The 25,592-nt window shown below is 52.6% G+C and carries 21 protein-coding genes; 7 read left to right on the forward strand and 14 right to left on the reverse strand.

Going from position 1 to position 25,592, the window contains the following annotated elements; translation table 11 throughout:
- Positions 1-78 precede the first annotated feature (78 nt).
- Entirely contained in the window at positions 79-1,206 is a 1,128-nt protein-coding gene (gene zapE, locus OGX86_RS22060; protein ID WP_274659969.1) for a cell division protein ZapE, read from the reverse strand.
- Between the two features lie 192 nt (positions 1,207-1,398).
- Between zapE and zapG the strand changes: the two genes are divergently transcribed.
- From zapG to degS, 3 genes are all read left to right on the forward strand, one after another.
- On the forward strand, positions 1,399-1,797 hold the full coding sequence (zapG, locus tag OGX86_RS22065) for a Z-ring associated protein ZapG (protein ID WP_003025147.1): 399 nt from the start codon (positions 1,399-1,401) through the stop codon (positions 1,795-1,797).
- Positions 1,798-1,965: 168 nt separating this feature from the next.
- Positions 1,966-3,333, forward strand: a complete 1,368-nt coding sequence (gene degQ / locus OGX86_RS22070) for a serine endoprotease DegQ (protein ID WP_008785951.1) — start codon at positions 1,966-1,968, stop codon at positions 3,331-3,333.
- Between the two features lie 88 nt (positions 3,334-3,421).
- Entirely contained in the window at positions 3,422-4,489 is a 1,068-nt protein-coding gene (gene degS, locus OGX86_RS22075) for an outer membrane-stress sensor serine endopeptidase DegS (RefSeq protein ID WP_032945146.1), read from the forward strand.
- A 146-nt stretch (positions 4,490-4,635) separates the two neighbouring features.
- On the opposite strand, the gene mdh is transcribed toward degS, so the two are convergent.
- Complete coding sequence (mdh, locus tag OGX86_RS22080; RefSeq protein ID WP_008785953.1) at positions 4,636-5,571, reverse strand: malate dehydrogenase; 936 nt, start codon at positions 5,569-5,571, stop codon at positions 4,636-4,638.
- Positions 5,572-6,007: 436 nt separating this feature from the next.
- Here mdh and argR point away from each other — a divergent pair, with 436 nt between their 5' ends.
- Together argR and yhcN are read left to right on the forward strand one after the other, a co-directional pair.
- The gene (gene argR, locus OGX86_RS22085; RefSeq protein WP_003025162.1) at positions 6,008-6,478 is read left to right on the forward strand and encodes a transcriptional regulator ArgR; all 471 of its coding nucleotides are present in this window, start codon (positions 6,008-6,010) and stop codon (positions 6,476-6,478) included.
- Positions 6,479-6,855: 377 nt separating this feature from the next.
- On the forward strand, positions 6,856-7,122 hold the full coding sequence (yhcN, locus tag OGX86_RS22090) for a peroxide/acid stress response protein YhcN (RefSeq protein ID WP_003828812.1): 267 nt from the start codon (positions 6,856-6,858) through the stop codon (positions 7,120-7,122).
- Positions 7,123-7,179: 57 nt separating this feature from the next.
- On the opposite strand, the gene OGX86_RS22095 is transcribed toward yhcN, so the two are convergent.
- The 4 genes from OGX86_RS22095 to aaeX form a co-directional block, all read right to left on the reverse strand.
- Positions 7,180-7,458 (reverse strand): barstar family protein, encoded by a 279-nt coding sequence (locus OGX86_RS22095; RefSeq protein WP_008785955.1) that lies wholly within the window; start codon positions 7,456-7,458, stop codon positions 7,180-7,182.
- Positions 7,459-7,577: 119 nt separating this feature from the next.
- Positions 7,578-9,545 (reverse strand): p-hydroxybenzoic acid efflux pump subunit AaeB, encoded by a 1,968-nt coding sequence (gene aaeB / locus OGX86_RS22100; protein ID WP_153752138.1) that lies wholly within the window; start codon positions 9,543-9,545, stop codon positions 7,578-7,580.
- Positions 9,546-9,550: 5 nt separating this feature from the next.
- Positions 9,551-10,483: a p-hydroxybenzoic acid efflux pump subunit AaeA gene (gene aaeA, locus OGX86_RS22105; RefSeq protein WP_003828814.1), complete on the reverse strand. Its 933-nt coding sequence runs from the start codon at positions 10,481-10,483 to the stop codon at positions 9,551-9,553.
- A gap of 7 nt (positions 10,484-10,490) precedes the next feature.
- Positions 10,491-10,694 (reverse strand): p-hydroxybenzoic acid efflux pump operon protein AaeX, encoded by a 204-nt coding sequence (gene aaeX / locus OGX86_RS22110; protein ID WP_003828816.1) that lies wholly within the window; start codon positions 10,692-10,694, stop codon positions 10,491-10,493.
- Between the two features lie 184 nt (positions 10,695-10,878).
- Here aaeX and aaeR point away from each other — a divergent pair, with 184 nt between their 5' ends.
- Positions 10,879-11,808 carry an HTH-type transcriptional activator AaeR gene (gene aaeR / locus OGX86_RS22115; RefSeq protein WP_008785957.1) on the forward strand — a complete coding sequence of 310 codons (930 nt, stop codon included), beginning with the start codon at positions 10,879-10,881 and terminating at the stop codon, positions 11,806-11,808.
- Positions 11,809-11,894: 86 nt separating this feature from the next.
- On the opposite strand, the gene tldD is transcribed toward aaeR, so the two are convergent.
- The 8 genes from tldD to csrD form a co-directional block, all read right to left on the reverse strand.
- On the reverse strand, positions 11,895-13,340 hold the full coding sequence (gene tldD / locus OGX86_RS22120) for a metalloprotease TldD (RefSeq protein WP_003025183.1): 1,446 nt from the start codon (positions 13,338-13,340) through the stop codon (positions 11,895-11,897).
- Positions 13,341-13,487: 147 nt separating this feature from the next.
- Entirely contained in the window at positions 13,488-17,288 is a 3,801-nt protein-coding gene (gene yhdP / locus OGX86_RS22125; protein ID WP_048225743.1) for an AsmA2 domain-containing protein YhdP, read from the reverse strand.
- Positions 17,289-17,399: 111 nt separating this feature from the next.
- The gene (gene rng, locus OGX86_RS22130; protein ID WP_003025190.1) at positions 17,400-18,869 is read right to left on the reverse strand and encodes a ribonuclease G; all 1,470 of its coding nucleotides are present in this window, start codon (positions 18,867-18,869) and stop codon (positions 17,400-17,402) included.
- Positions 18,859-19,452 carry a Maf family protein gene (locus OGX86_RS22135; protein ID WP_057067977.1) on the reverse strand — a complete coding sequence of 198 codons (594 nt, stop codon included), beginning with the start codon at positions 19,450-19,452 and terminating at the stop codon, positions 18,859-18,861. The genes rng and OGX86_RS22135 overlap by 11 nt, the downstream gene beginning before the upstream one ends.
- 7 nt (positions 19,453-19,459) lie before the next feature.
- The gene (gene mreD, locus OGX86_RS22140) at positions 19,460-19,948 is read right to left on the reverse strand and encodes a rod shape-determining protein MreD (RefSeq protein ID WP_003025196.1); all 489 of its coding nucleotides are present in this window, start codon (positions 19,946-19,948) and stop codon (positions 19,460-19,462) included.
- Complete coding sequence (gene mreC, locus OGX86_RS22145) at positions 19,949-20,971, reverse strand: rod shape-determining protein MreC (RefSeq protein ID WP_003828827.1); 1,023 nt, start codon at positions 20,969-20,971, stop codon at positions 19,949-19,951.
- 66 nt (positions 20,972-21,037) lie between these two features.
- A complete protein-coding gene (gene mreB, locus OGX86_RS22150; protein WP_000913396.1) occupies positions 21,038-22,081 on the reverse strand; it encodes a rod shape-determining protein MreB in 1,044 nt (347 codons plus the stop codon).
- Between the two features lie 306 nt (positions 22,082-22,387).
- Positions 22,388-24,328: an RNase E specificity factor CsrD gene (gene csrD, locus OGX86_RS22155; protein WP_048215442.1), complete on the reverse strand. Its 1,941-nt coding sequence runs from the start codon at positions 24,326-24,328 to the stop codon at positions 22,388-22,390.
- A 225-nt stretch (positions 24,329-24,553) separates the two neighbouring features.
- Between csrD and acuI the strand changes: the two genes are divergently transcribed.
- On the forward strand, positions 24,554-25,528 hold the full coding sequence (gene acuI, locus OGX86_RS22160) for an acrylyl-CoA reductase (NADPH) (protein WP_003828832.1): 975 nt from the start codon (positions 24,554-24,556) through the stop codon (positions 25,526-25,528).
- The last annotated feature ends 64 nt before the right edge of the window (positions 25,529-25,592 follow it).

Here is a 25,592-nt window from a genome sequence, read left to right on the forward strand (position 1 = left end):
TCTCTCGTAACGTGGGGTCGCAAGATTATAGAGAAGTCAGGGTCAAAGATCGACCCCTTTATGTGATTTGCTGCAGGTTTAACCGGCTAAATGTTCCCGCTTCAGATACTCTTCGCTTTGCATCTCCTGCAAACGCGACAAACAACGCTGAAATTCAAACTTCAGACGCTCGCCCTGATAAATTTCATAGAGGGGTGATGCCGCACTGACCACCAGCTTGACGTGGCGTTCGTAGAACTCATCCACCAATGCGATAAAGCGTCGCGCTTCACTCTCCATCAGCGGGGTCATGACCGGCACATCAGACAACAGCACCGTGTGAAACAGACGCGACAGCGCAATATAGTCATGCTGACTCCGGGCATCGACGCAGAGCGTGGTAAACGACACCGCCAGCGTTTGGTTTTCGACGGCCAGGGTTTGCATCGGACGATGATTGATCTCCAGCGTTGGCGCATGTTCACCTTTGGTTCCCGCTAATGCCAGCCAAAGCTTATCCATCTGCTGGCGGGTTTCCTCATTCAATGGCGACAACCACAAATGCGCCTGCGTTAAGGTACGCAGACGATAATCGACGCCGGCATCGACATTCATGATGTCACAATGCTGTTTGATGGCATCAATGGCAGGAAGAAAACGCGTGCGTTGCAAACCGTTGCGATACAGCTCATCTGGCGGAATATTGGAGGTCGCCACCAGCGTAATACCGCGGGCAAACAGCGCCTTCATCAGGCCGCCAAGCAGCATGGCATCGGTGATATCAGAAACAAAAAATTCGTCGAAGCACAGCACGTCCGTTTCGGCCTTAAAGCGGTCGGCGATGATTTCCAGCGGATCGCTCTGCCCCTGTAAGGCAGTAAGCTCTTCATGCACGCGCAGCATAAAACGGTGAAAGTGCAAACGCTGTTTACGTTCGCCCGGCAGGCTATGGTAAAACAGATCCATCAGCCAGGTTTTTCCGCGCCCAACTCCGCCCCACATATATAAACCACGCACCGGTGCGTTGATCGGTGACTCACGCTTGCCCAGCAATTTACCAAAACGCGCCATCAGTCCACTCTCCTGCGGCGCAGGACGTGCTGGCGTTGTAAGCGCCTGGAAAATTGTTTCCAGTCGCTTCACGGCTTCGAGTTGTACGTTGTCGGGTTGATGACTGCCGTCGTTGAGGGCTTGCTGGTAACGCGATGTCGGGGAAAGGCTTTGCATGATGTTATTGTTATTCCTTGAGAATCGATGTGCCGTCGCTCACGGTTGACGAAAAAAAGGCCGTTCTACATTACGTGATATAAACACGGGATTCCACTTCTACGGGATTAGCGGTTATAGTGGCATAATCAGGCGCAGGCATGGAGCCTAAAGCCAACACCCTACGGAAACACAAGACAACGGGAGATGTTCATGACCTGGGAATATGCGCTAATTGGGTTAGTCGTCGGTATCATTATTGGTGCTGTAGCCATGCGTTTTGGTAATCGTAAATTACGTCAACAGCAGGCATTGCAGTACGAACTGGAAAAAAATAAAGCTGAGCTGGAAGAGTACCGCGAAGAGCTGGTGAGCCACTTTGCCCGCAGCGCTGAATTGCTGGATAACATGGCGGATGATTATCGTCAGATTTACCAGCACATGGCGAAAAGCTCCAGCAACCTGCTGCCGGGTATGTCGCCGGAAAACAACCCGTTCCGTAATCGTCTGGCAGAGTCTGAAGCAGGCAACGATCAGGCGCCGGTTCAGATGCCACGTGACTATTCTGAAGGGGCATCCGGCCTGCTGCGTAGCGGCGCAAAGCGCGACTAACCGCACATCGTTAAGAAATTTATTGGGCGCAGCAATTGCGCCCTCCGCTTCTCTTCCTGTCCCAGCTATTATTTAGTCGTTAGCCGCATTGTGACCTAACCGAAAATTCAATAACATCAACCTGTTTTGAATCATCTTCCGTTTACTCAAGGTACGAGAGCAGGATCCATGAAAAAACAAACCCAGCTGTTGAGTGCATTAGCGTTAAGTGTCGGGTTAACTCTCTCGGCGCCATTCCCGGCCGCAGCGTCTATCCCCGGCCAGGTTCCCGGTCAGGCTGCGCTTCCCAGCCTCGCTCCGATGCTGGAGAAAGTGTTACCTGCAGTGGTGAGCGTAAGGGTTGAAGGTACCGCCACTCAGGGGCAGAAAGTCCCGGAAGAGTTCAAAAAGTTTTTTGGTGATGAACTTCCCGATCAACCGTCACAACCCTTTGAAGGGCTGGGCTCAGGGGTCATCATTGACGCAGCCAAAGGCTACGTTCTGACCAATAACCACGTTATTAATCAGGCGCAAAAAATCAGCGTTCAGCTTAATGATGGCCGAGAGTTCGACGCTAAGCTTATCGGCAGCGACGATCAGAGCGATATCGCACTGCTACAAATTCAGCACCCCAGCAACCTGACGCAAATTGCCATTGCTGACTCCGATAAACTCCGCGTGGGTGATTTCGCGGTGGCTGTGGGTAACCCGTTCGGTTTGGGTCAAACAGCCACCTCCGGCATTGTATCTGCCTTGGGTCGCAGTGGGTTGAACCTGGAAGGTCTGGAAAACTTTATTCAGACTGACGCCTCTATCAACCGCGGTAACTCCGGCGGCGCATTGCTCAACCTGAACGGTGAGCTGATCGGTATTAACACCGCGATTCTGGCCCCCGGCGGCGGCAGCATCGGGATTGGTTTTGCAATCCCGAGCAACATGGCGCGCACGCTGGCACAGCAGCTGATGCAGTTTGGTGAAATCAAACGCGGTCTGTTGGGTATCAAAGGCACCGAAATGACCTCGGATATCGCCAAAGCGTTCAAACTGGACGTACAGCGTGGCGCGTTTGTCAGTGAGGTTCTGCCTAACTCCGGCTCCGCAAAAGCGGGAGTGAAATCTGGTGACGTCATTACCAGCCTCAACGGTAAACCGCTAAACAGCTTCGCCGAGCTGCGTTCACGCATTGCAACAACTGAACCTGGGACCAAGGTCAAACTGGGCCTGCTGCGTAACGGTAAACCGCTGGAGGTTGAAGTCACCCTCGATACCAGCACATCATCGTCCGCCAGCGCAGAGATGATTGCGCCTGCGTTGCAAGGGGCCACGCTCAGCGACGGTCAGTTAAAAGACGGCACCAAAGGCATCAGAATTGATAACGTAGAAAAAAGCAGCCCTGCCGCACAGGCCGGTCTGCATAAAGATGACGTTATCATTGGCGTTAACCGCGATCGCGTAAACTCAATCGCCGAAATGCGAAAAGTGCTGGAAGCGAAACCGTCGATCATTGCTCTGCAGGTGGTGCGCGGTAACGAGAGTATTTACCTGCTCCTGCGTTAACGCATGCAACCGGACATCAGCCCCCGTGTGATGTCCGGTTAACTCGTGATATGCTGCTGCCGTTCCCTTTTTTAATGACGCCGCCATCATGTTTGTGAAGCTTTTACGTTCGGTCGCGATTGGTTTAATCGTCGGCGCCATTCTGCTGGCGGCGATGCCCTCTCTGCGAAAAATTAATACGCTTACCGCACCGCAGTTCGACAGTGCAGATGAAACGCCTGCCAGCTATAACTCGGCGGTTCGCCGTGCTGCTCCAGCCGTCGTTAACGTTTATAACCGCAGTATGAACAGCACAGCACATAACCAGCTTGAGATCCGCACGCTCGGCTCAGGCGTTATCATGGATCAGCGCGGCTATATCATTACCAATAAGCACGTCATTAACGATGCCGACCAAATCATCGTCGCATTGCAGGACGGCCGCGTATTTGAAGCGCTGCTTGTGGGGTCTGATACGTTAACCGACCTTGCGGTGCTGAAAATCAACGCCACTGGCGGGCTGCCAACAATCCCAATTAATAACAAACGCGTGCCGCACATTGGTGACGTAGTACTCGCCATCGGTAACCCGTACAACCTTGGGCAAACCATCACTCAGGGGATCATCAGCGCCACCGGTCGAATTGGCCTGAACCCGACAGGACGGCAAAACTTCCTGCAAACAGATGCTTCCATCAACCACGGAAACTCCGGCGGTGCGCTGGTCAACTCACTGGGTGAATTGATGGGGATTAACACGCTGTCATTTGATAAGAGCAACGATGGCGAAACCCCGGAAGGGATCGGTTTTGCCATTCCGTTTCAGTTGGCGACTAAAATCATGGATAAGCTGATTCGTGACGGGCGCGTGATTCGTGGCTACATCGGTATCAGCGGTCGCGAAATTGCACCACTGCACGCTCAGGGCGGCGGGATGGATCAAATTCAGGGGATTGTGGTTAACGAAGTTTCCCCGGATGGTCCGGCAGCACAGGCAGGCATTCAGGTTAACGATCTGATTATCTCGGTCAATAACAAACCGGCGGTGTCTGCGCTGGAAACGATGGACCAGGTGGCAGAGATTCGACCAGGTTCAGTTATCTCCGTTGTCGTGATGCGTGATGACAAACAGTTGACGCTGCAGGTAACGATCCAGGAATACCCAGCCACCAATTAACCTCACGTCTGGCGGCCTACTGACCATAAAAAAACCGGAGCATGTTGGCTCCGGTTTTTATTAGGCGATATCGTAGAGAGTTAGTACGTAATGCCTGATGGCGCTACGCTTATCAGGCCTACAAATACACGCAGGCCTCTCTCGCGTTACTTAACGAACTCTTCGCCCAGAGTAATATCTTTTTTCAGCGTATCCAGCATGCCTTCCAGCGAGCTTTGTTCAAACGCGCTCAGCTTGCCGATAGACTGACGCTCTTCTACGCCGTTTTTACCCAGCAGCAGCGGCTGAGAGAAGAAACGAGCATACTGGCCGTCGCCTTCAACGTAAGCACATTCAACCACACCTTTTTCGCCGCTCAATGCGCGAACCAGGGACAGGCCGAAACGTGCAGCAGCCTGACCCATAGACAGGGTTGCAGAACCGCCACCGGCTTTGGCTTCCACAACTTCAGTACCCGCATTCTGGATACGTTTAGTCAGGTCAGCTGCTTCTTGTTCGGTGAAGCTTACGCCAGGAATTTGTGACAGCAGTGGCAGGATGGTCACGCCAGAATGGCCGCCAATAACCGGAACTTCAACGTCGCCTGGTTGTTTGCCTTTCAGTTCCGCAACAAAGGTGTTGGAGCGGATGATGTCCAGCGTGGTCACGCCAAACAGTTTGTTCTTATCGTATACGCCTGCTTTTTTCAGCACTTCTGCAGCGATAGCAACGGTAGTATTCACCGGGTTGGTGATGATACCGATACACGCTTTCGGGCAGGTTTTAGCAACTTGCTGCACCAGGTTCTTCACGATTCCGGCGTTGACGTTGAACAGGTCGGAACGATCCATACCCGGTTTACGTGCGACACCCGCAGAGATCAGTACCACATCAGCACCTTCCAGTGCAGGGGTAGCATCTTCGCCGCTGAAGCCTTTGATTTTCACAGCAGTAGGGATATGGCTCAAATCAACGGCCACACCAGGTGTTACTGGAGCGATGTCGTACAGGGAGAGTTCTGAACCTGAAGGCAGTTGGGTTTTTAACAGTAATGCTAGCGCCTGACCGATACCACCAGCAGCGCCGAGGACTGCAACTTTCATCCTAAACTCCTTATTATATTGATAAGCAAAATGTCTATTGCTCCGCGGCGGCGACCTTAATTCACAAATCCAATGAATACAACAACCACGCGTCAAGAATGCGTAGTCACGCAAATTTGGCTTTTATGCATTTAACTTACGTAAAATAAAACCTAAGTTACGTAATTCAAAACCACCCACACAGTAGAGCAACTTTCCAACAGGTGCTGACAATATACCCTACCCGCCTCTCAAAACAACATCAATTTGATAACATTTAATTTACTTTTAACCTTATTTGCGAGCCGTGACACAGGCATGTTTCTTGATAACGAAATTTGATAAAATTCCGCTCTTTCATAACATTATTTCAGCCTTGAACAAGGCAGACTGTTTGCATAAAAATTCATCTGTATGCACAATAATGTTGTTTCTACCGCCATATTACGGGTGACTTATGCGAAGCTCGGCAAAACAAGAAGAATTAGTAAAGGCGTTTAAAGCGCTACTTAAAGAAGAAAAGTTCAGCTCTCAAGGCGAAATCGTCCTCGCGTTGCAGGATCAGGGCTTTGATAATATCAATCAGTCCAAGGTTTCACGCATGCTGACCAAATTTGGTGCCGTGCGTACCCGCAATGCGAAAATGGAAATGGTGTACTGCCTTCCGGCTGAGCTGGGCGTACCCACGACCTCCAGTCCGCTGAAAAATCTGGTGTTGGATATCGACTATAACGATGCGGTCGTGGTTATTCATACCAGCCCTGGCGCTGCTCAGTTGATTGCACGTCTGCTGGACTCATTGGGGAAAGCGGAAGGTATCCTGGGTACGATTGCCGGTGACGATACCATCTTCACCACCCCAGCTAAGGGTTTTACGGTAAAAGATCTGTACGAAGCCATTCTGGAACTGTTCGAACAAGAACTGTAATACCGCCTCCCCGTCGCCTCGCGGCGGGGGAAAACACTCTCTTTTCATCCCCCTCCTTCTCTTTTCCACTGCTATTGATTTAACAAATGGTGCGTTTAACCATCAAAATACATTCACATGGTGAATGTGCAGCCTTAAAAACGCACATTTTGCAAAATAAAGCATCTACATGATTTAATTAAATTTATTTTGTATAAGCTGTTTGAAATGCTCTTTTTAATTCCATTGAGTTATAAAAAATCATTTTCTTAACACTCAAAACCCAATGAAACAATTAGCGTGGTATTAATTTATCGGGTGATTAGTGTATACTTGATTTTGTGATGAGGGTCACGAAACACAGACCCCCAATAAAAGAATTCGACGAGGTAAATATCATGAAAATCAAAACTACTATTGCAACCTTAAGCCTTCTTTCTGTTCTCTCCTTCGGTGCAAGTGCCGCGGTTACTCAGGTGAACTCACAAGAAGCACAGAATCTGCAATCCATCGGTAGCGTCTCCGTCTCTCAGATCGGTAGTTCACCAATGGACATGCGTCAGGCCATCGCCGCTAAAGCTGAAAAAGCAGGCGCCAGCAGCTATCGCGTCACCGAACTCCGTGAAGGTGCTCACTGGCACGCTACTGCAGAACTCTACAAATAAACCCTCGTCGTCTAAGTCCGACGACTTGCCCCCGCCTGCCGGGGGCTTTTTTATGTCTTACATTGAGTGACGAACGTTAAAACGCAACTGCCCTTCCAGCTCTTCTTCCGCTTCATCGAACAGTAAAATCAACGCGCCGTATCGCCTGCGCAGCTTCTCCGGTAAATGGACAAATTCAATCTCCAGCGGCAGCGGCAAGACTTCCCCGATCACCACCTCCCACAGAGAATCCAAATCAACCACCTTTTCCCGGGCCAGACCGAACGTGCGCGTGAACTCGCGATAGAAATCGCCCTGATCTTCTATCTCGTCAAAATCAAATGTATAGATGTTCATCTATAGCCACCATCCCGACGCCAGCTACTCTACAGACCGCCAATATCCAGGGGTCTCTCGCATTTTCAGGTAAGTATAGCCATAAAAAAACCGACGCTTTTAGCGTCGGTTTTCAACTCTTAATTACTGACCAGCGCATGCTGGTATTTGTGCAGCATCCCACTGAGTCGTTTTACCGGCTCGGTCACCTGAGGCGGTGCTTGCCAGATGATTAATTTCTCCTGGTAAACCTCAAGCTCCTCCAGTAACTGGCTAAAGTAGCGTCGGCGCTTGTCGTCATTTCCTGCTGAAATTACGTGATCGGCAGTACGACGAAGCTGACGATGGAATGCGGATAGATCCTCGTTTACCGGTACCGGTGCATCACGCAGGCGCTGGTGCGCGATGATCATCGTCAGCGCCAGGCGAAACTTCGCCAGATCGCCGGGAAACTTGTTCATCAGTAAAAACAGCTGCTGATAAAGTGCCGGAAGATGATTTTCTTTACGACGGACTACATTGGTGGTCATTGCTGAAACCGCCGCCGAAACAAACTGGTTGAGCAATACGCGGCCTGTTCTGTCACGAGAGTTATCACGCACCAGCAGAATGACGATAAACGCCAACACGCAGCCAACAATCTGCCCCAGCGCACTATCAAGGAACTGGCTAAAGTGGAAGGTCATCGGGTTATCCAGCACAATGATATTAATGGTGCTGGCCAGCGCCCCCATCGATCCCAACCGTCGTTTCTGTACCTCAATCCCCAGAAAGAATCCCAGCACCGCCAGGCTCAGGCACAGTAACAGCATGCTTTGTTGCGTATTAGGGATAATCACCAGGAAATAGAGCGCTCCGAGCGGTAACGCTGCCAACGTCCCATAGATAAAGTCTATCGCCACCATGCGAGGATTTGGCAAACGCATTGCCAGCGAGGTGACGACCGCAATCATCACCATTGCACCGCTGCCGGAAGTCCATCCGGTCCATAGCCAGAATAAGGTCCCCAGCACACAAGAAAGCGTGGTACGCCAGAAGTTAACCATCGCATGATGACGCTCGGCAGACTCCACTTTCACCACCGGCTCACCTTGCAGGATCTCTTCTTCCGTAGCGCTAATCTTGGTATTACTCACCACACCACGTTTGAGCAGCAGGTAGCGCGTCGCGGCCCCCGCCCAGCTGTATATGGTGACCGGCGTTTCGCGCTCGCCGGTCCAGGCAATCACCCGACGCATCCGCTTCAGCTGTTTGTGGACATCCTGCACCGTTTCAACCGACGTATCGAACAACTCGCGGAAAGTATCAGTGATCAGTTCCGGGCGGGTGTTCTGAATAAGATAGGTTTCACAGGACTGAGTAATGAGCGTGAGCGACAGCGTGTTTAATGCTTTGAGTCTGCGATTAGCACGCCCCCAGCGTGAAGACTCCATATTCAGGTTACTGCGCATGCCTTCCAGCGCCGCCGTTCGACGGACTAAATCGCCCCAGGCTTTATCCACAACCTCGCTGTCGCCGTGCTTAATGCACAACTGCATCAGTTGATATTGCGCCACCAGCAGGCTATCCAGCTCAACATCAATCTCTTGTTTTATCGAACGGGGAGAAAAAAGCAGATCGGCCACAATGGCACAGACAATCCCCATCACAATTTCACTGCAACGTTCGAGTGCAAATTGTGGCGTCAGCAGCGGTTCAGCCTGAATGGTAATGACGATGATCAGCGCCGTATAGCCCGAAAGCCCCCAGGCATAGGAGTTCTCGATCTTCACCAGTGACGAGATCCAGGTACAAAAACCGGCCCAAATACAGCACACCAGGATCATCAATAACGGAGCGCGGATCATACTGATGATAATGATCAGTCCGGCAATACAACCGATAAATGTCCCGACAATACGCAGCATGCCGCGATAGCGAATAGCCCCTGAATAGGGTTCCCCACCGGCAGCAAAGGCCGGGCCTGCCGCCACAATAGCTGCAGTCAGCACCGCCCAACGCGGAGTTTCAAGTTGGAAGTGAAAACCAACGAACAGCGCCAGTACAATCGCGCACGCCAGTTTTACCGCAAAGCGGATATGCTGGTTGGCAATGGAGAAAATACCCATCACGATTAACCAAACTCGCGCAGGCGGTGCGCCATTTTACGGAAGAAGGACTCCTGGCTTGCATCACGGTCCTGCTTACCGGTAATGACAACGGTAGCCGTTGTCCCGGCAGGCCACAGAGTTCCCTGCTGTTCATCAAGGCGGATTCGCACCGGTACACGCTGCGCCAGGCGCACCCATTCCAGATTTGAATCAATGGTCGCCATACCTTTTGCATCCTGCGTACTGCTGGCATTTGTTACCCCCGCCGCCACGCTATCAACGGTGCCTTTTAAGACATTATTACTGCCCAACGGGGTGATCTCAGCGCGATAACCAGGGCGAACACCTTCCAGTTTGGTTTCTTCCATATAGGCCAGCACATAGAAAGAATGCTGTTTGACCAGTGCCACCGCTGTGGAACCACGCGTAATAAATTCGCCGCTATAGACGTTCAGGTTAGTGACCCAACCGTCTGCTGGTGCGCGAATGACGGTACGTTCCAGATCTAATTTTGCCAGGTCGCGGGTCGCTTGTGCTTTCGCAAGCTGGTGTAATACGGTTTGCAGGACGTTGTTTGACTGGTCAATCTCTTCACGAGACATGGCCTGCACGCCAAGGCGGTTACGACGTCCAGCCTCCTGGCGTTTTTCCTGGGCCAGAACCTGATAATAAGAAACATCAGCTTCGGCCTGCTCAAGGGCTTTCTTGTAGCGTGGCTGATCGATGGTGAACAGAATCTGATCCTTTTTCACCAGTTGGTTATCATGGACGTTAACGTTGGAAATAAGACCCGCAACATCCGGCGCAATAGCGACAACTTCCGCGCTGAAACGCGCATCACGTGTCCATGGCGACTCGGTGTAATACACCCATGCGCGAAAAATAGCGATGAAGGCCAGAATGACCAGTACGAGAGTCGTGGCCGTACGGGAGAGTTTTTTTGTTAGTGTTTTCACTTCAACCTCAAACGAACAGGCGCGTTATTAAATAGAACAGGCAGCAATACAGCGCGGTGTTAAACAGAGCCGGATGCCAGACAAAATCATAGATGCCGGTTGGAACCAGCATCCGGCGCACCAGCCAGAAAATCGCCAGTGACAAAAGTAATTCGAAAAAAATCGGTGGGAAGGACAAACCAAACACCACGATAACGGGAAACAGACTCATGTTGACCTTGGTAACTTAAGAGAGTGCAGGTGATAGATTTTCTAGCGTATGTCACCGCAGAGAAGGGCAAGGATGAGCCAGGCGAGAGCGACATAGCTGTTATTTGAATAATAATATATTAACGTAACTGTTATGCTGTTATCTATATTATGTGATCTAAATCACTTTTAAGCCAGAGTGAACAATGGAACGATTAAAACGTATGTCGGTGTTCGCCAAAGTCGTCGAACTGGGCTCCTTCACCGCCGCCGCAAGACAGCTACAAATGAGCGTTTCATCGATAAGCCAGACGGTCTCCAAACTGGAAGATGAGCTACAGGTTAAGCTGCTAAACCGCAGTACACGCAGCATTGGGCTGACCGAAGCTGGTAAAATTTACTACCAGGGCTGCCGGAGAATGCTGCACGAAGCGCAGGATGTTCACGAGCAGCTTTATGCCTTTAACAACACGCCCATCGGCACGCTGCGCATTGGTTGTTCTTCAACCATGGCACAAAATGTCCTTGCCGGATTGACCGCGACCATGCTGAAGGAATACCCCGGTCTGACGGTAAATCTGGTAACAGGCATCCCGGCACCGGATTTAATCGCCGATGGTCTGGACGTGGTCATCCGCGTCGGTGCGTTGCAGGACTCCAGTCTGTTCTCGCGTCGCCTGGGCGCCATGCCGATGGTGGTCTGCGCGGCTAAAAGCTATCTCGCACAGTTTGGTGCCCCGGAGAAACCCGCCGATCTCAGCAACCACTCGTGGCTGGAATATAGCGTGCGCCCGGATAATGAATTCGAGCTTATCGCTCCGGAAGGAATTTCCACCCGTCTGATACCAGAGGGTCGTTTTGTGACTAACGATCCGATGACATTGGTGCGCTGGCTGGCTGCGGGTGCGGGCATTGCCTATGTTCCGCTGATGTGGGTGATCAATGAGATCAATCGTGGCGAAGTGGAGATCCTCCTTCCCCGCTACCAGTCGGATCCGCGTCCGGTCTATGCGCTATATACCGAAAAAGACAAACTGCCGCTCAAGGTCCAGGTGGTGATTAACTATCTGACGGAGTATTTTGTCGATGTAGCGCAGCTTTTTCAGGGGATGTACGGCCGGGGAAAAGAGAAATAAAAAGAGTATTGGCCGGATAAGGCGTTGACGCCGCGTCCGGAAAGATGCCCGATAGCGCTGGTGCTTATCGGGCATACATCATGATGTTATGCAGTACCACCTACCGTCAGGTTATCCACCTTCAGCGTCGGCTGGCCCACGCCCACCGGCAGGCTCTGCCCTTCTTTACCGCACACACCAACCCCGTTATCCAGCTTCAGGTCGTTACCTACCATCGAAATCTGCTGCATCGCTTCGATACCAGACCCAATCAGCGTCGCGCCTTTCACCGGTTTGGTTACTTTACCGTTTTCAATCAGATACGCTTCAGACGTCGAGAACACAAATTTCCCGGAGGTGATATCCACCTGGCCGCCGCCGAAGTTAGGCGCATAAATGCCGTATTCAACGGATTCGATGATTTCCTGCGGCGTGGATTTCCCCGGCAGCATGTAGGTGTTGGTCATACGTGGCATCGGCAGGTGCGCGTAAGATTCACGGCGACCGTTACCCGTTGGCGCGACGCCCATCAGGCGCGCATTCAGTTTGTCCTGCATGTAGCCTTTCAGAATACCGTTTTCGATCAGCACGTTGTACTGACCCGGTGTGCCTTCATCATCAATAGCCACAGAGCCACGACGGTCCGCCATTGTGCCATCATCCACAACGGTACACAGTTCCGACGCCACCAGCTCACCCATGTGACCGCTGAATACCGAGGTACCACGGCGGTTAAAGTCACCTTCCAGACCATGACCGACCGCTTCATGCAGCAGAACGCCAGGCCAGCCAGCGCCGAGTACTACCGGCAGCGTACCAGCAGGCGCTGCTACCGCGGACAAATTAACTAACGCCATGCGTACGGCTTCTTTCGCCCACGCGTCAGCACGGACTTCACCATCAAGGTCGCCAAGGAAATAGTCATAGCCAAAACGACCGCCACCACCGCTGGCACCGCGCTCGCGCTTACCGTCCTCTTCGACCTGTACGCTTACGGACAGGCGTACCAGCGGGCGAACGTCAGCGGCCAACGTACCGTCGGTCGCTGCTACCAGGATCAGTTCATAAACACCGGTCAGGCTGGCGGTTACTTCCTGGACGCGTTTGTCGGCGGCACGGGCCACGCTATCAACGCGACGCAGAATATCCAGTTTCTCTTCGCGGCTCATGCTCTGTAACGGATCAACCGAAGTGTAAAGCGCCTGATGCTCAACCGCTCCCAGCGTTTTTACTTTGCCGTCACCGCTGTCACGCACGATAGTACGGGCAGCATGAGCACTTTGCTCCAACGCCAGCAGGCTGATCTGGTCTGCATAGGCAAACCCTGTTTTTTCGCCGCTGATGGCGCGCACGCCAACACCCTGATCGATATTGTAAGAGCCGTCTTTAATGATGCGGTCTTCTAAAACCCAGGATTCGTGATAGCTCGACTGAAAATAGAGATCGCCGTAGTCAAGACGGCGTTCGGCCAGTTGGCCCAGAATGGCAAACAGATCCTGATGTTTCAGGCCATTCGCCGCTAGCAATTGTTCACTTACCAGGTTCAGACTCATCGTTTTGGTTACTCATTTAATTCTGCCGGATGGCGGCAAAAACGCCTTATCCGGCCTACGTTGTTAGGCTACTGTAGGCCGGATAAGCGCTGCTCCATCCGGCAATACTATGTACTGAGATTGGGGCAATTACTTGCCCCCGTCAAATCATTGCTGGCTTTCTTTGCGCGGCTGACGCAGAACTTCGTTAATCTGCGGTTTATCGACCGGACCGGTGATGCGATAGCGCAGAATCGAAACTTTGCTCCATAATGGTCCCAGAACCTTACTGGCAGCAAACACCGCCGCACCGACAATCGGGTTGACAGCAAACGCAGCGGCAACCCCTACGGTGGCAGAAATTTCAGGCGCGACAATGGCTTCCATATCCAGCTCCCGACGGACCAGGTTCACTGAGCCTTTCATCGCAATGTCTGCCTCCAGACCATCCACCAGTGTGTCGTCGGTATGCATCACACCATCTTTGATCCACGCCGTGCTGCGAATCGAGTCGAAATAGAAACCTTCACTGAAGGTATCGCTAAAATCAAAACGCAGTTTACGTAGCAACGCATCAAAGCTCAGCAGTCGCAACAGTTGCCCCGCATGCCCAGTACTGAGTTCGGTAAGCTCACCTTTGCCCAACCGGGTACGCAAAATCCCATTCAGCGAAGCTTCGTCCGGATCCCATGGCGGGTTACGCCAGTGCAGGTCATACTCCACGTTGAACGAAGAATTACGAATCGGGGTCGATACGCCAAAGAAACTGGCCGCAGAGTCAATTTTATTACCGCTCAGTTTCCCCTTCAGTGACGTTCGCTCTTTGCCCGGCGCATTCACCCACACGCCATCGGTGGTCAGTCTGGCAAAGCCCGTATCCAACAGACCGTTGCTCAACGTTAGCGTGTCGCCTTTAATTGCTACATCGGCATCAATGCGCCCATATTTCTGTCCCCACATCCAGCACTCGGCACAGCGTAACTGAAGGTCCGGCCAGCCGCGGAAGCTGAAGTTGTCCACTGCGGAAAACGGCGAGGCTGATGTGTTGCCCGGTGACGCTTTCGCCGCGCTGGGGTTGTAATAAAGATACTTAATATTGGCCAGCCATGGCGCATTATTGCGCATAGCCAGCGTGGCATTAATTTCACGACCCTGCGCCTGCACAATGGAGCCATTGCTCGCAGGCTCAGACACAATACTCAAATTATTCCACTGCTGACCGCCCAGGGATAACGATGGCGTACGCACGGTGATGCGTTGTGGGAAGTTGGCATTAGTGCCAACGTTATCCGCTGCGCCTTTTTGGAACAACGCCAGCCATTGCGCGCCATCCATAGGGGGAAGATTAAGCTCAATGCCTTGCTGATCGGGTAACGCGGGCACAGTACGGCTTTCCGACGTCCAGATAGCGCGGTCAAGCGTCAGTTTCTGATTCAGCAGCCAGCGGCTGTTAAAGTGGTTCTTACTGCCAGCATTGCCGGTCAGTTCAAAGCTGCGCAGATTGCCGTTAGCCTTAACGTTTACCGGCAACGCCTCACCGACCGCCTTATTCAGCGGAGCCGGTAAGTGACTACTTACATTCTTCAGGTCACCCTTTAGCTCAATGTCGTAGGTCGGCCCGGCATGATACGGAAGATCGATACCCACTTTGCCATTCCACGCCATGCTGCCGCTTAAGGCGTCGTTGACCTGCGCCGGTAAAATCCCCATGCGGGTTGGCTGCCAGTCGCCTTGCAGGTTCACGGCTACCTGATAGGCTTTCGCCCCTTCGGTGGTGGAGAAGTCGACGTTCAGCGGCTGATTAAACCAGTTCGCCGTCATCGGCTCGCTCTTCAGATCGCCGTTGATAAAGCTGAATTTACCATTCAAATTCTTCAGCGTGCTGTCGAGTGGTTTAATAAACAAGCTGTTATTACGCAGGTTGACGTCGCCTTTGGCGGTAACCAGCGAGCCGTCTAGCGGAATATCAAGATGTAAGCGAGCATTCACATCACCGTCAATTTGCAACTGTTCCAGCGTGGCACCGAGAGAATCATTCAACGGAGTCTCATCAAAATAAGGTCCAACCGCCTTGCCTGACCCGTTGATATCGGCATCAATCAGCAGCTTTTCTTTTGCATAGTCGGGAATATTAGCCGTCAGGTTACTGGCCTTCACGCCGCCTAGATTGACGCTATCCGTCTTCATCCACAGGCCATCGTTAATGAAGTTTAGTTCGATATTAAGATCGGTTAGCGCAGGCCAGTCGGGCTGGAAAGCAAATTTCGCATTGCGTAGCGGCACCAGGACCTGAAACTGCCCTTCATTGTGCAGATACGGGAACAGATTCGGGTTACCGCCATACACCAGCGTGGCGTTATCCGCTTCGCCGCCCTGAATAGCGCCGCTGAGGTAGTCAACCAGATCCTTACCCATCAGGTTTTCCGGGAAATAGCGCCAGGCCTGGGAGCCATCGTCGGTGCTGATACCGGCCAGAATGCCCAACCATGGCTCATCATCAGCCGGTTGCAGATAGCGAAAACCACCGCGCGCATGTACCGCTTTCGCTTTAACATCAATGTTGCGCCCGTCTAACTGGAAGCCTTTATCATTCTTCAGCCAGCTTAGCGTCGCCACGCCGTTCTCTATTTCCAGCGGCGCGCGGAAGACGGTTTCATACGGCATTTTTGCTTGTTTCATGGAGGCGGTAAGCGCCCCATTTTCAACGCTGCCCGCAAGCGTACCGGAGAAATGTTCTGCCCCCGGCAGCAGCTTCCACTGTTTCCAGGCCAAATCGGTCCACGAGGACAGGAAGCGGGTTTTTTCTGTCGCCTGTAACGGGATATCCAGCGCAAGCACATCTATTTTGCCGCTGGGTTGCGTGGCCCGCCAGATATCACCCAGCGCAGGTGATAACCGGGACGCCATCGGACGCAGTCCTTCTAACCCGGCCAGTTCCAGATTACTGGCGCGAATGCGTAGCTCATCACTGCGTTTGTTATTCTCGCCACCGACTTCCTGCTCGGGGATCCAGGCCAGCGTTAATGCCCCGCTCGGCCAGGGCTTATCATCCATGGTGATACGCGTATCGGGAATAGAGAATTGCCAGCCCGGCTCTTCACGGCTGATGTGCGCCGTCAGATTATCGACGGAGAGCGTGTGCGTACGATTTTCACCCAGCCAACTTGCCCCGCCTTTTTTCAGCCAGACATCACCACCAGAAACGACGCCTTTGCTGATCGTCATCCATGCTTCCAGGCTAAAACGCGCGGTTTGTAGCGCGACATTATCCTGCATCCATTTGCCCAGCCACGGTTTGACGTCGATGTCGTCTGCCTGCAGCCAGACTCGACCGTTATTCAACAGCCCTTCGTCATCACGCAGATCCATACGCACCTGCATAATGCCGTGCTGTCCGGTCAGGCTGGAGAGGCTGACCTGACCCTCGGCGCGATGCCGATTTTTACCGTTCAGCCAGGTAAGCTGTGGGATCGCCAGTTCAGCACGTTGACCTGAGAGGGTTATAAAGCTGATATGGCTGTCGCGTAGATCGAAATGATCAAACTGACGCAGGAAGAGATCGCTGAGATGGCCGGTTTCAATCCCATCTCCGCCTTCGCTGCGCTGGATAGGAGTATTGGTGCGCAACTGCAGTTGCCAGAAGGTGAGATCGCGAAACTGCCAGCGCATGTGCAGCAAACTTTGCCAGACATCCAGCGCCAGCGTGACGCGTTTTACCGAAAATTCTCCCCCATCTTTCAGCTGCGCATGGATATTACGCGCTTCAAGCGTAGGACCGAAATTTTGCCAGCTGGCAGAAAGCTGACTAGCGGAAACAGGTAGACCTGTGGCGGATTCAATCTTGCCAAGAATGGCCGGACGCCAGCTATCAAGATGAGGTAACGCAAGGCGCAGTCCACTGACCAGCAGCGCTGCGATGACAACGAATGCGGCTCCAGTGAGCAGTAAAATCCCCGGCAATCGCCTCACGCGCCTCTCCTTGTCTACCAAAAAATATGACTCACACCCCTTGAGTGAATATTGCCGGATAACGGCGCTTGCGCCTTATCCGGCCTACATGCGCGGGTGCCACTACACGATTTACATCATGACGACGTCGAACTGCTCCTGGTTATACAGCGGTTCGATTTGTACTTTGACCTGTTTGCCGACAAAGATCTCAACTTCCGCCAGCGCATGTGACTCTTCACCTTTCAGGGTTTCAGCCACTGCCGGAGAGGCATAAACCAGGAAACGATCGGAGTCATATGCATGGTGTACGCGCACGATTTCGCGCATGATTTCATAGCATACGGTTTCCACCGTTTTCACCGTACCACGCCCATGGCAGGTCGGACACTCGTTGCACAGTACATGTTCCACGCTTTCACGTGTGCGTTTGCGCGTCATCTCCACCAGGCCCAGCTGTGAAAAACCGTTAATGCTGGTTTTTACGCGATCCTTGCTCAGAGCCTGCTCCAGGGAGTGCAGCACCCGGCGACGGTGATCTTCATTATTCATGTCGATAAAATCGATAATGATAATACCGCCGAGGTTACGCAGACGCAGCTGACGAGCAATGGCCTGCGTTGCTTCAATATTAGTATTAAAGATAGTGTCGTCGAGATTACGATGCCCAACAAACGCGCCAGTGTTGATATCCACGGTGGTCATCGCTTCGGTTTGATCGATGATCAAATAACCGCCGGACTTCAGCTCAACTTTGCGTTCCAGCGCGCGCTGGATTTCATTCTCAACGTCAAAGAGATCAAAAATAGGCTGTCGCCCGCTGTAATGTTCCAGCTTGCTGGTCATCTCGGGGATATATTCCGCCGTAAATTCCAGTAACGCCTCATAGGTCAGACGGGAGTCGACGCGGATGCGGTCAAGCTGCGCATCGGCAAAGTCACGCAACACGCGCTGTGCCAGTGCCAACTCACCGTACATCTGGTAGCGCGTTTGCGGGCGCTTTTTACGCTCCATGACTTTCGTCCAGACGCGCTTCAGGTAGGCAGCATCCGAGGCCAGATCCTCTTCGCATACGCCTTCCGCCGCCGTGCGAATGATGAAGCCACCCTGCTCATCGCAGTAATCCGCCACCACTTTTTTCAGGCGTTCGCGTTCGGTTTCGCTTTCGATACGTTGGGATACGCCAACGTGCGAAGCCCCCGGCATAAAGACGAGATAACGGGAAGGCAGCGTGATGTCCGTCGTCAGGCGTGCGCCTTTAGTTCCCAACGGATCTTTTACCACCTGTACCATCAGATCCTGACCCTGGCGCACCAGTTCAGAAATGTCGCGTACGGTGAACTGTTTTTGTTCTTCACCCGCCACGCATTCGGTGTGCGGCATGATGTCAGAAGCGTGAAGAAATGCGGCTTTATCCAGTCCAATATCTACAAAAGCCGCCTGCATACCCGGAAGTACACGACTTACACGACCTTTGTAGATATTGCCTACGATTCCGCGTCGCGCCTCACGTTCAATATGAATTTCCTGCAGAATACCACCATCAATGTAAGCCACCCGAGTTTCCGATGGCGTTACGTTTACCAACAATTCAGCCGTCATGTTTATCCCTTTTCTCACGCAGTGCGTTAAAATTGGTCAGCAACTCATACGTTTCTACCAGCGGTAAGCCGACTACGGCGTGATAGCTGCCATTTATCTTCCTGACAAAACAGCCACCCAACCCTTGAATACCGTATGCACCTGCTTTATCCATTGGTTCACCGCTGGCAACATAGCCCGCGATGTCCTCATCGGTTAGTGCTCTGAATGTCACTTCCGTCACTACCAGGCAGTCCAGACTGTGCTGGCGATCGGCCAGTGCCACGGCCGTCATAACTTGATGCGTTTTGCCCGACAGTTTGCGCAGCATTGCTGCGGCATGGTCGGCGTCGTGCGGTTTTTCCAACACTTCGCCATTAAGGATAACGATGGTATCCGCACCCAATACCGGCAAATCGCGCTGTGCCAGCACTACGCCAGCCTGCGCTTTTTCGCGCGCCAGACGGGAAACGTACTGCTGCGCGCTTTCCTGCGGGTGCCGCTGTTCTTCAATCCCAGGGACCAGTCGTTCAAACGTAACACCAAGCTGAGCGAGCAACTCCTGACGACGTGGAGAACCTGAAGCAAGATACAGAGTATTCATATCAACCTTATTGCACCGCAAACTGCTGACGGACTTTACGCATCAGTAAGAATAGCCATGGCCAAAGCACACCATTCACTACACTACTCCAGAACACTTCAGGTCTGAAAGAGACGTTGATCACTAAAAACTCGGCCCAGAAAACAATAATATCCACGACCAGTGATAACAACATGACCACCAGCGCCTGTTGCCAGAGCGCGAGGTTTCGGAATAGCTGGAATTTCAACGCGACCAGATAAGCAATGATACTCATCGACAATGCGCGCACGCCAAGCGTGGAGCCGCTGATGAGATCCAGTATGGCACCCACCACAAATCCCGTGCCCACATTTACGCGATGCGGCAGTGCCAGGATCCAATACAACAAGATGAGCAGCACCCAGTTTGGCCGGAAAACCAGAATGTCATCCGGCCAGGGCATGACTTGCAGCAACAGTGCAATAAGGAACGAGAGCCAAATCACCCAACGTCCCTGGCTACGATAGCTTGCCACTTACTGTCCTCCCGGCTTACGCGGAGCAGGTTGTGGCGGCGTGGTATCTGCGGGCGCTGGAGCCACGCCTGTTGCAGGTGCTGGCATTGGCGCAGGCGGTCCCATGGTATCTGGTGCAGGCAGAACTTGCGGCATCATCTGCATCAGACGTTCATTAGCAACGCGGTGTACTTCTTCCGGCGTCATCGGGTTTGCGCCATTACGATCGGCACCCCACAACAGCAGCAGATAGCGCAGACGCTGCAGACCCGCAGTCGGGCGAGCCTGAATCACGGTATAAGCACGCTGAGTGTCCAGCTTAACGGAAGAAACAACAGCAACCGGATAACCTTCAGGGAAACGTCCACCCAGACCCGAGGTGACCAGCACATCGCCAACGCGAATGTCGGTGTTGGCTGGCAGGTGTTCGAGCTGAAGATCGTCGGTGCAGCCGTTACCCGCAGCGATCACGCGGATATCGTTACGCAGTACCTGAATGGGCAGCGCATGCGTCGCATCGCAAATCAGCAGCACGCGGCTGGTCAATTTAGCCACCGCCACGACCTGACCTACTACGCCTTTGTCACTAATAACCGGCTGACCTTCATAGACGCCGTTAACGCTCCCTTTGTCGATCACAACCTGATCGCTGTAAGGGTCATTAACCGTTGAGATGACCTGCGTCACCATCTTTTGTTCGTCCTGACGCAATGGCGATCCCAGCAGCTCACGCAAACGCGCGTTCTCCTGTTTGTATTGCCCCAGCATCAGTAGTTCGCTATTTTTCAGCAGCAGTTCCTGACGCAACGCCCGGTTTTCAAGTTCGAGTTGGTCACGCGAAGCCAGCGTTTGCGACACGCCGTCGAGTAATTCACGAGGACCATTTGAGATAAAGTAGAAAGGACTGACGGCGGTATCCATGTACGTTCGGATTTGACTAAACGTACCCAGGCGGCTGTCGGCAATAATAACGCCGAGCGCCACCAGCACCGCCAGAATAAGGCGAATCTGTAGCGACGGGCCACGGCTAAAAATTGGCTTCATAGTCTATGCGTATTCTCGTATCAGAGCGGAAGGGCAACCCGCGGGGGCTACCCAACCTGCATCCGATTACTCTTCGCTGAACAGGTCGCCGCCGTGCATGTCGATCATTTCCAGCGCCTTGCCGCCGCCGCGCGCCACGCAGGTCAGCGGATCTTCAGCAACAACAACTGGAATACCGGTTTCTTCCATTAACAGACGGTCAAGGTTACGCAGCAGCGCACCGCCACCGGTCAGCACCATACCGCGTTCGGAGATGTCAGACGCCAGTTCCGGCGGGCACTGTTCCAGTGCAACCATTACTGCGCTTACGATACCGGTCAGTGGTTCCTGCAGAGCTTCCAGAATCTCGTTAGAGTTCAGGGTAAAGCCGCGCGGAACGCCTTCAGCCAGGTTACGACCGCGAACTTCGATTTCGCGCACTTCGTCACCCGGATAAGCGGAACCGATCTCGTGTTTAATACGTTCTGCGGTCGCTTCACCGATCAGTGAACCGTAGTTACGACGAACATAATTAATGATGGCTTCATCGAAGCGGTCGCCGCCAATACGGACAGAAGAGGAGTAAACCACGCCGTTCAGGGAGATAACGGCAACTTCAGTGGTACCACCACCGATATCAACAACCATTGAACCGGTTGCTTCAGAGACTGGCAGACCCGCACCGATCGCGGCCGCCATCGGCTCTTCGATCAGGAACACTTCACGAGCACCTGCGCCCTGAGCGGATTCACGGATCGCACGGCGTTCAACCTGAGTTGCTCCAACCGGTACACACACCAGTACGCGCGGGCTTGGGCGCATGAAGCTATTGCTGTGCACTTGCTTGATAAAGTGCTGGAGCATTTTTTCAGTCACGAAGAAGTCAGCGATAACGCCGTCTTTCATTGGGCGAATTGCAGCGATATTGCCCGGCGTACGACCCAGCATCTGCTTCGCATCATGACCTACTGCAGCCACGCTTTTCGGCGAACCGGCACGATCCTGACGAATGGCCACAACAGAAGGCTCATTCAATACGATGCCTTGTCCTTTTACATAAATAAGGGTATTCGCGGTACCCAGGTCAATGGACAGGTCATTGGAAAACATGCCACGAAATTTTTTCAACATACTAAGGGATAATCCTGAAAGCTGGGGCGGAAAACAAAATCCGCTTACTTTACCAACCACACGCAGCAGCGACAAGGCGCAAAAATCATCTGCTACGGTGAAAATTAGTGCAGTTCGTTTCCTTTGTTACAAAACCGGCCTGAGTCCATCAGGGCTGAATAAATCAGCAGCACTCCTCGCTTTTGTTTGCAACCTGTCAAAGGTCATTCACCTGCATGTTTGCTGTTACAACCTGGCGAGCAGGCAAGCACACCCCCAGAAGGCACAGCGCGCGTTATTCTACGTGAAAACAAATTAAACGGCAGGTTAAACCGAGTATCTTTGCGAATATTTTTTCACGTTAGTGTCAAGTGGTTGTGATGCGGCAAAAAAATCCCCTTGCCCACCTGCAACTCCGCGTTCTGTCAGCGTATGCCACTCACTACGCGAACGTACGCCCGTGGCGTAAACCTGCGTGGGTGTTCCCGAACAGGCCTCCACCAGGCTTTGAACCAGAAGCTGATTTTCCGTTCGCTTATCAATGTTCCTCACCAGACTTGGATGAAGCTTCAATAACTCAACGTTAAGCTCTTTGATCCAACTGGTGCTCACCAGCGTTAACCCCGCCTGCGTAACGGCAATACGCACGCCCAGCGCATTCATCAATCTGATGACGGGCTGTAACCGGCTGATATGTTGACAGACATCTGCCTCAGCAAGTTCAATAATTATGCGTTTGCGTAATGATTTTTCGCACTGCATCAGCGTATCACGCAGCCAGCGCTGAAAACGTGGGCGAATGAGCGATTCGACCGTTGTCTGCATCGCCAGATTTTCCTGCGGCCAGTAGCCCAAAAGCAGGATCAGACGGCTTATCTGCAAACGGTCATATTCTTCTGCCAGACCAAATTGCAGGACCATCGGCATATATTCCGCCGAAATGACCTCTTCGTTGCCATCAAAAATACGGCACATCAACTCCCGATGGTGCACCCGGCCTTCGCGCGTTACTGCAGGCTTTTGATAAATTCTTGGCCCGCCCCGGCTAAGCATCTGTTCGATCAGCGTTCGCCAGCGTACATTGCCCCGACCTTTTTCCGGCAGCGAGTCATCATAGACCGACCAGCTATTTCCGCCCTGCAATACCGAATTCCGGGTGGCGGCTTCGGCATGATCCATTACTTGCTCCGGCGACTGACCGCTGCGGCAAACGCAAATGCCAATATGAACCATATCGGCACGATCGATCATTTTATTAGCCGGAAGTGCATCTACCGCTTTTAATAATTGCCCGGCGATGCTTTCCGCCTCTTTTAGAGTACGGTGCGGCAGCAGGATAGCAAAATCGCTACGGTGGTAGCGCGCCAGCAACGCGCCCGGATAGCGCGTCATAAAAGTCGACAATAAATTGATCAGCGTCGAGATTTGTTCTTCCGCGAGGGTGATTCCCCAGCTATCGCGCAGCAGCGTAAAGTCCGGCAGGCGCACCATCATCACGACGCCATGCGAGCCTACTTTTTCCTGATCTTCCAGCAGCGTGGCCAGTTGGTTATCAAAGAACAAGCGGTTGCTTAGCCCGGTTTTTGTATCCTGCGCGACATAGGAACGAATCAGCGTATCCAGGCGGCTGCGTTGCTCGCGGGCATTTTGAATTTCAGTCAGCAGCATATCGAGCGCACTGCTGGTACGCGCAGGCCATTCATAGACCGTTCCCCGCACGTTCGGTCCACGTTCGCCGTTCAGAATACGCGTAGAACGGATCTCTAGCAGCTCCTGACCCGAAAGCTGGCGCTGAAGCCAGCGCACAGACAAAAAGAGCATCAGAATAATGAAAGCAATGGCTATCGTGAGCGGTGCGGTGGTCAGTAGCGAATGGAAATAGTTACCCATCGGATCCTGATAAACCAGACGCAATGACATACCTGGATGCTTAACCAACGGTACGGTAATCTCGCGGTAGAGATTGTTTGTCCCTGCCGGTCGGTAGCTGCTGGTCCGTGAGTGGTCATACACCACGTTTTCGCCCTGCAACAGTTCGATGCGCACGATATCAACAGAAACCATCAGTTCATCTATTTGCGGAGTTAACGCAACGACATCTCTGGAGACCAGATGCGTATCAATCGCCGTCGCGACTGCATGAACGCGCGTGGTGAACTTATATTGAATAGCGTTGTAGAAACTCAGCGAACAGCCGATCAGAGTCACGAAGATCGTTAACCCAGTAAGCAGCGTGACAAAAGCTGAAAATTTCGTCGTTAATCGCATCCTTGTGTTAACTCCGACAGTTATGAAACAGGCCTGAAAGTGATAAATCGACTCTAAAATGCAAAACTGACCACAAAATCCGCCAATTTATACAAACTGTGAGGGCATACTACCAAATCAGGTATATCTGGCAATTTATTGCGCAGAATCGGCATCATGTTTTGATTAGCGAGTATAGTCTTCATTATTAATTTTCCAATCCACTATACGAATTGAGGACAGGTTATGCAGGCTTTGATCTTAGAACAGCAGGACGGAAAAACCCTCGCATCCGTTCAACCCCTCGACGAAAATCAGCTACCGGAAGGCGATGTGACGGTGGATGTCCACTGGTCAAGCCTGAACTATAAAGACGCCCTGGCTATCACCGGCAAGGGAAAAATCATTCGTAATTTTCCGATGATTCCTGGTATCGATTTCGCTGGTACCGTGCGAGCAAGCGAAGATCCCCGTTTTCATGCGGGTCAGGAGGTTTTACTGACCGGTTGGGGCGTAGGTGAAAATCATTGGGGTGGACTGGCAGAACGCGCACGCGTGAAAGGCGACTGGCTGGTTGCGTTGCCAAAAGGGCTGGATGGACGTAAAGCCATGGTCATCGGTACCGCTGGCTTTACCGCCATGCTTTGCGTCATGGCGCTTGAAGATGCAGGAATTCGTCCGCAAGACGGTGAGATTGTCGTCACTGGCGCCAGCGGAGGCGTGGGCAGCACGGCCGTTGCGTTACTGCATAAGCTGGGTTATCAGGTTGCGGCGGTTTCGGGTCGTGAAAGCACCCACGACTACCTGAAAAGCCTGGGCGCTAACCGCATTCTTGGCCGCGATGAATTTGCTGAATCTCGCCCGCTGGAAAAACAGCTGTGGGCTGGCGCGGTGGATACCGTTGGCGACAAAGTTCTGGCGAAAGTCCTCGCGCAGATGAACTACGGCGGCTGTGTTGCCGCCTGCGGCCTGGCGGGCGGTTTCGCTCTGCCAACCACCGTGATGCCATTCATTCTGCGTAACGTTCGTTTGCAAGGAGTGGACTCGGTGATGACCCCGCCGGCACGCCGTGCAGAAGCCTGGGCGCGTTTGGTTAAGGATCTGCCGGAATCGTTCTATGCTCAGGCTGCAACGGAAATTACGCTGGCGGATGCGCCGAAGTTCGCCGATGCCATCATCAATAACCAGGTACAAGGCCGTACGCTGGTGAAGGTGAAGTAACAGACTCTGGCGCAGAAATTTACACTTAATTAACGAAATTTCGCGGCACATCTACAGACTCCCT

Origin of the sequence: Citrobacter sp. Cpo040 (assembly GCF_030332915.1) — a bacterium.
GTDB classification, from domain to species: domain Bacteria; phylum Pseudomonadota; class Gammaproteobacteria; order Enterobacterales; family Enterobacteriaceae; genus Citrobacter; species Citrobacter portucalensis.

Bases quoted from the DNA above. Each gene is read 5' to 3' on its own strand.
- zapE (WP_274659969.1), bottom strand. From the start codon at position 1,206: ATGCAAAGCCTTTCCCCGACATCGCGTTACCAGCAAGCCCTCAACGAC.
- zapG (WP_003025147.1), top strand. From the start codon at position 1,399: ATGACCTGGGAATATGCGCTAATTGGGTTAGTCGTCGGTATCATTATT.
- degQ (WP_008785951.1), top strand. From the start codon at position 1,966: ATGAAAAAACAAACCCAGCTGTTGAGTGCATTAGCGTTAAGTGTCGGG.
- degS (WP_032945146.1), top strand. From the start codon at position 3,422: ATGTTTGTGAAGCTTTTACGTTCGGTCGCGATTGGTTTAATCGTCGGC.
- mdh (WP_008785953.1), bottom strand. From the start codon at position 5,571: ATGAAAGTTGCAGTCCTCGGCGCTGCTGGTGGTATCGGTCAGGCGCTA.
- argR (WP_003025162.1), top strand. From the start codon at position 6,008: ATGCGAAGCTCGGCAAAACAAGAAGAATTAGTAAAGGCGTTTAAAGCG.
- yhcN (WP_003828812.1), top strand. From the start codon at position 6,856: ATGAAAATCAAAACTACTATTGCAACCTTAAGCCTTCTTTCTGTTCTC.
- OGX86_RS22095 (WP_008785955.1), bottom strand. From the start codon at position 7,458: ATGAACATCTATACATTTGATTTTGACGAGATAGAAGATCAGGGCGAT.
- aaeB (WP_153752138.1), bottom strand. From the start codon at position 9,545: ATGGGTATTTTCTCCATTGCCAACCAGCATATCCGCTTTGCGGTAAAA.
- aaeX (WP_003828816.1), bottom strand. From the start codon at position 10,694: ATGAGTCTGTTTCCCGTTATCGTGGTGTTTGGTTTGTCCTTCCCACCG.
- aaeR (WP_008785957.1), top strand. From the start codon at position 10,879: ATGGAACGATTAAAACGTATGTCGGTGTTCGCCAAAGTCGTCGAACTG.
- tldD (WP_003025183.1), bottom strand. From the start codon at position 13,340: ATGAGTCTGAACCTGGTAAGTGAACAATTGCTAGCGGCGAATGGCCTG.
- rng (WP_003025190.1), bottom strand. From the start codon at position 18,869: ATGACGGCTGAATTGTTGGTAAACGTAACGCCATCGGAAACTCGGGTG.
- OGX86_RS22135 (WP_057067977.1), bottom strand. From the start codon at position 19,452: ATGAATACTCTGTATCTTGCTTCAGGTTCTCCACGTCGTCAGGAGTTG.
- mreC (WP_003828827.1), bottom strand. From the start codon at position 20,971: ATGAAGCCAATTTTTAGCCGTGGCCCGTCGCTACAGATTCGCCTTATT.
- mreB (WP_000913396.1), bottom strand. From the start codon at position 22,081: ATGTTGAAAAAATTTCGTGGCATGTTTTCCAATGACCTGTCCATTGAC.
- csrD (WP_048215442.1), bottom strand. From the start codon at position 24,328: ATGCGATTAACGACGAAATTTTCAGCTTTTGTCACGCTGCTTACTGGG.
- acuI (WP_003828832.1), top strand. From the start codon at position 24,554: ATGCAGGCTTTGATCTTAGAACAGCAGGACGGAAAAACCCTCGCATCC.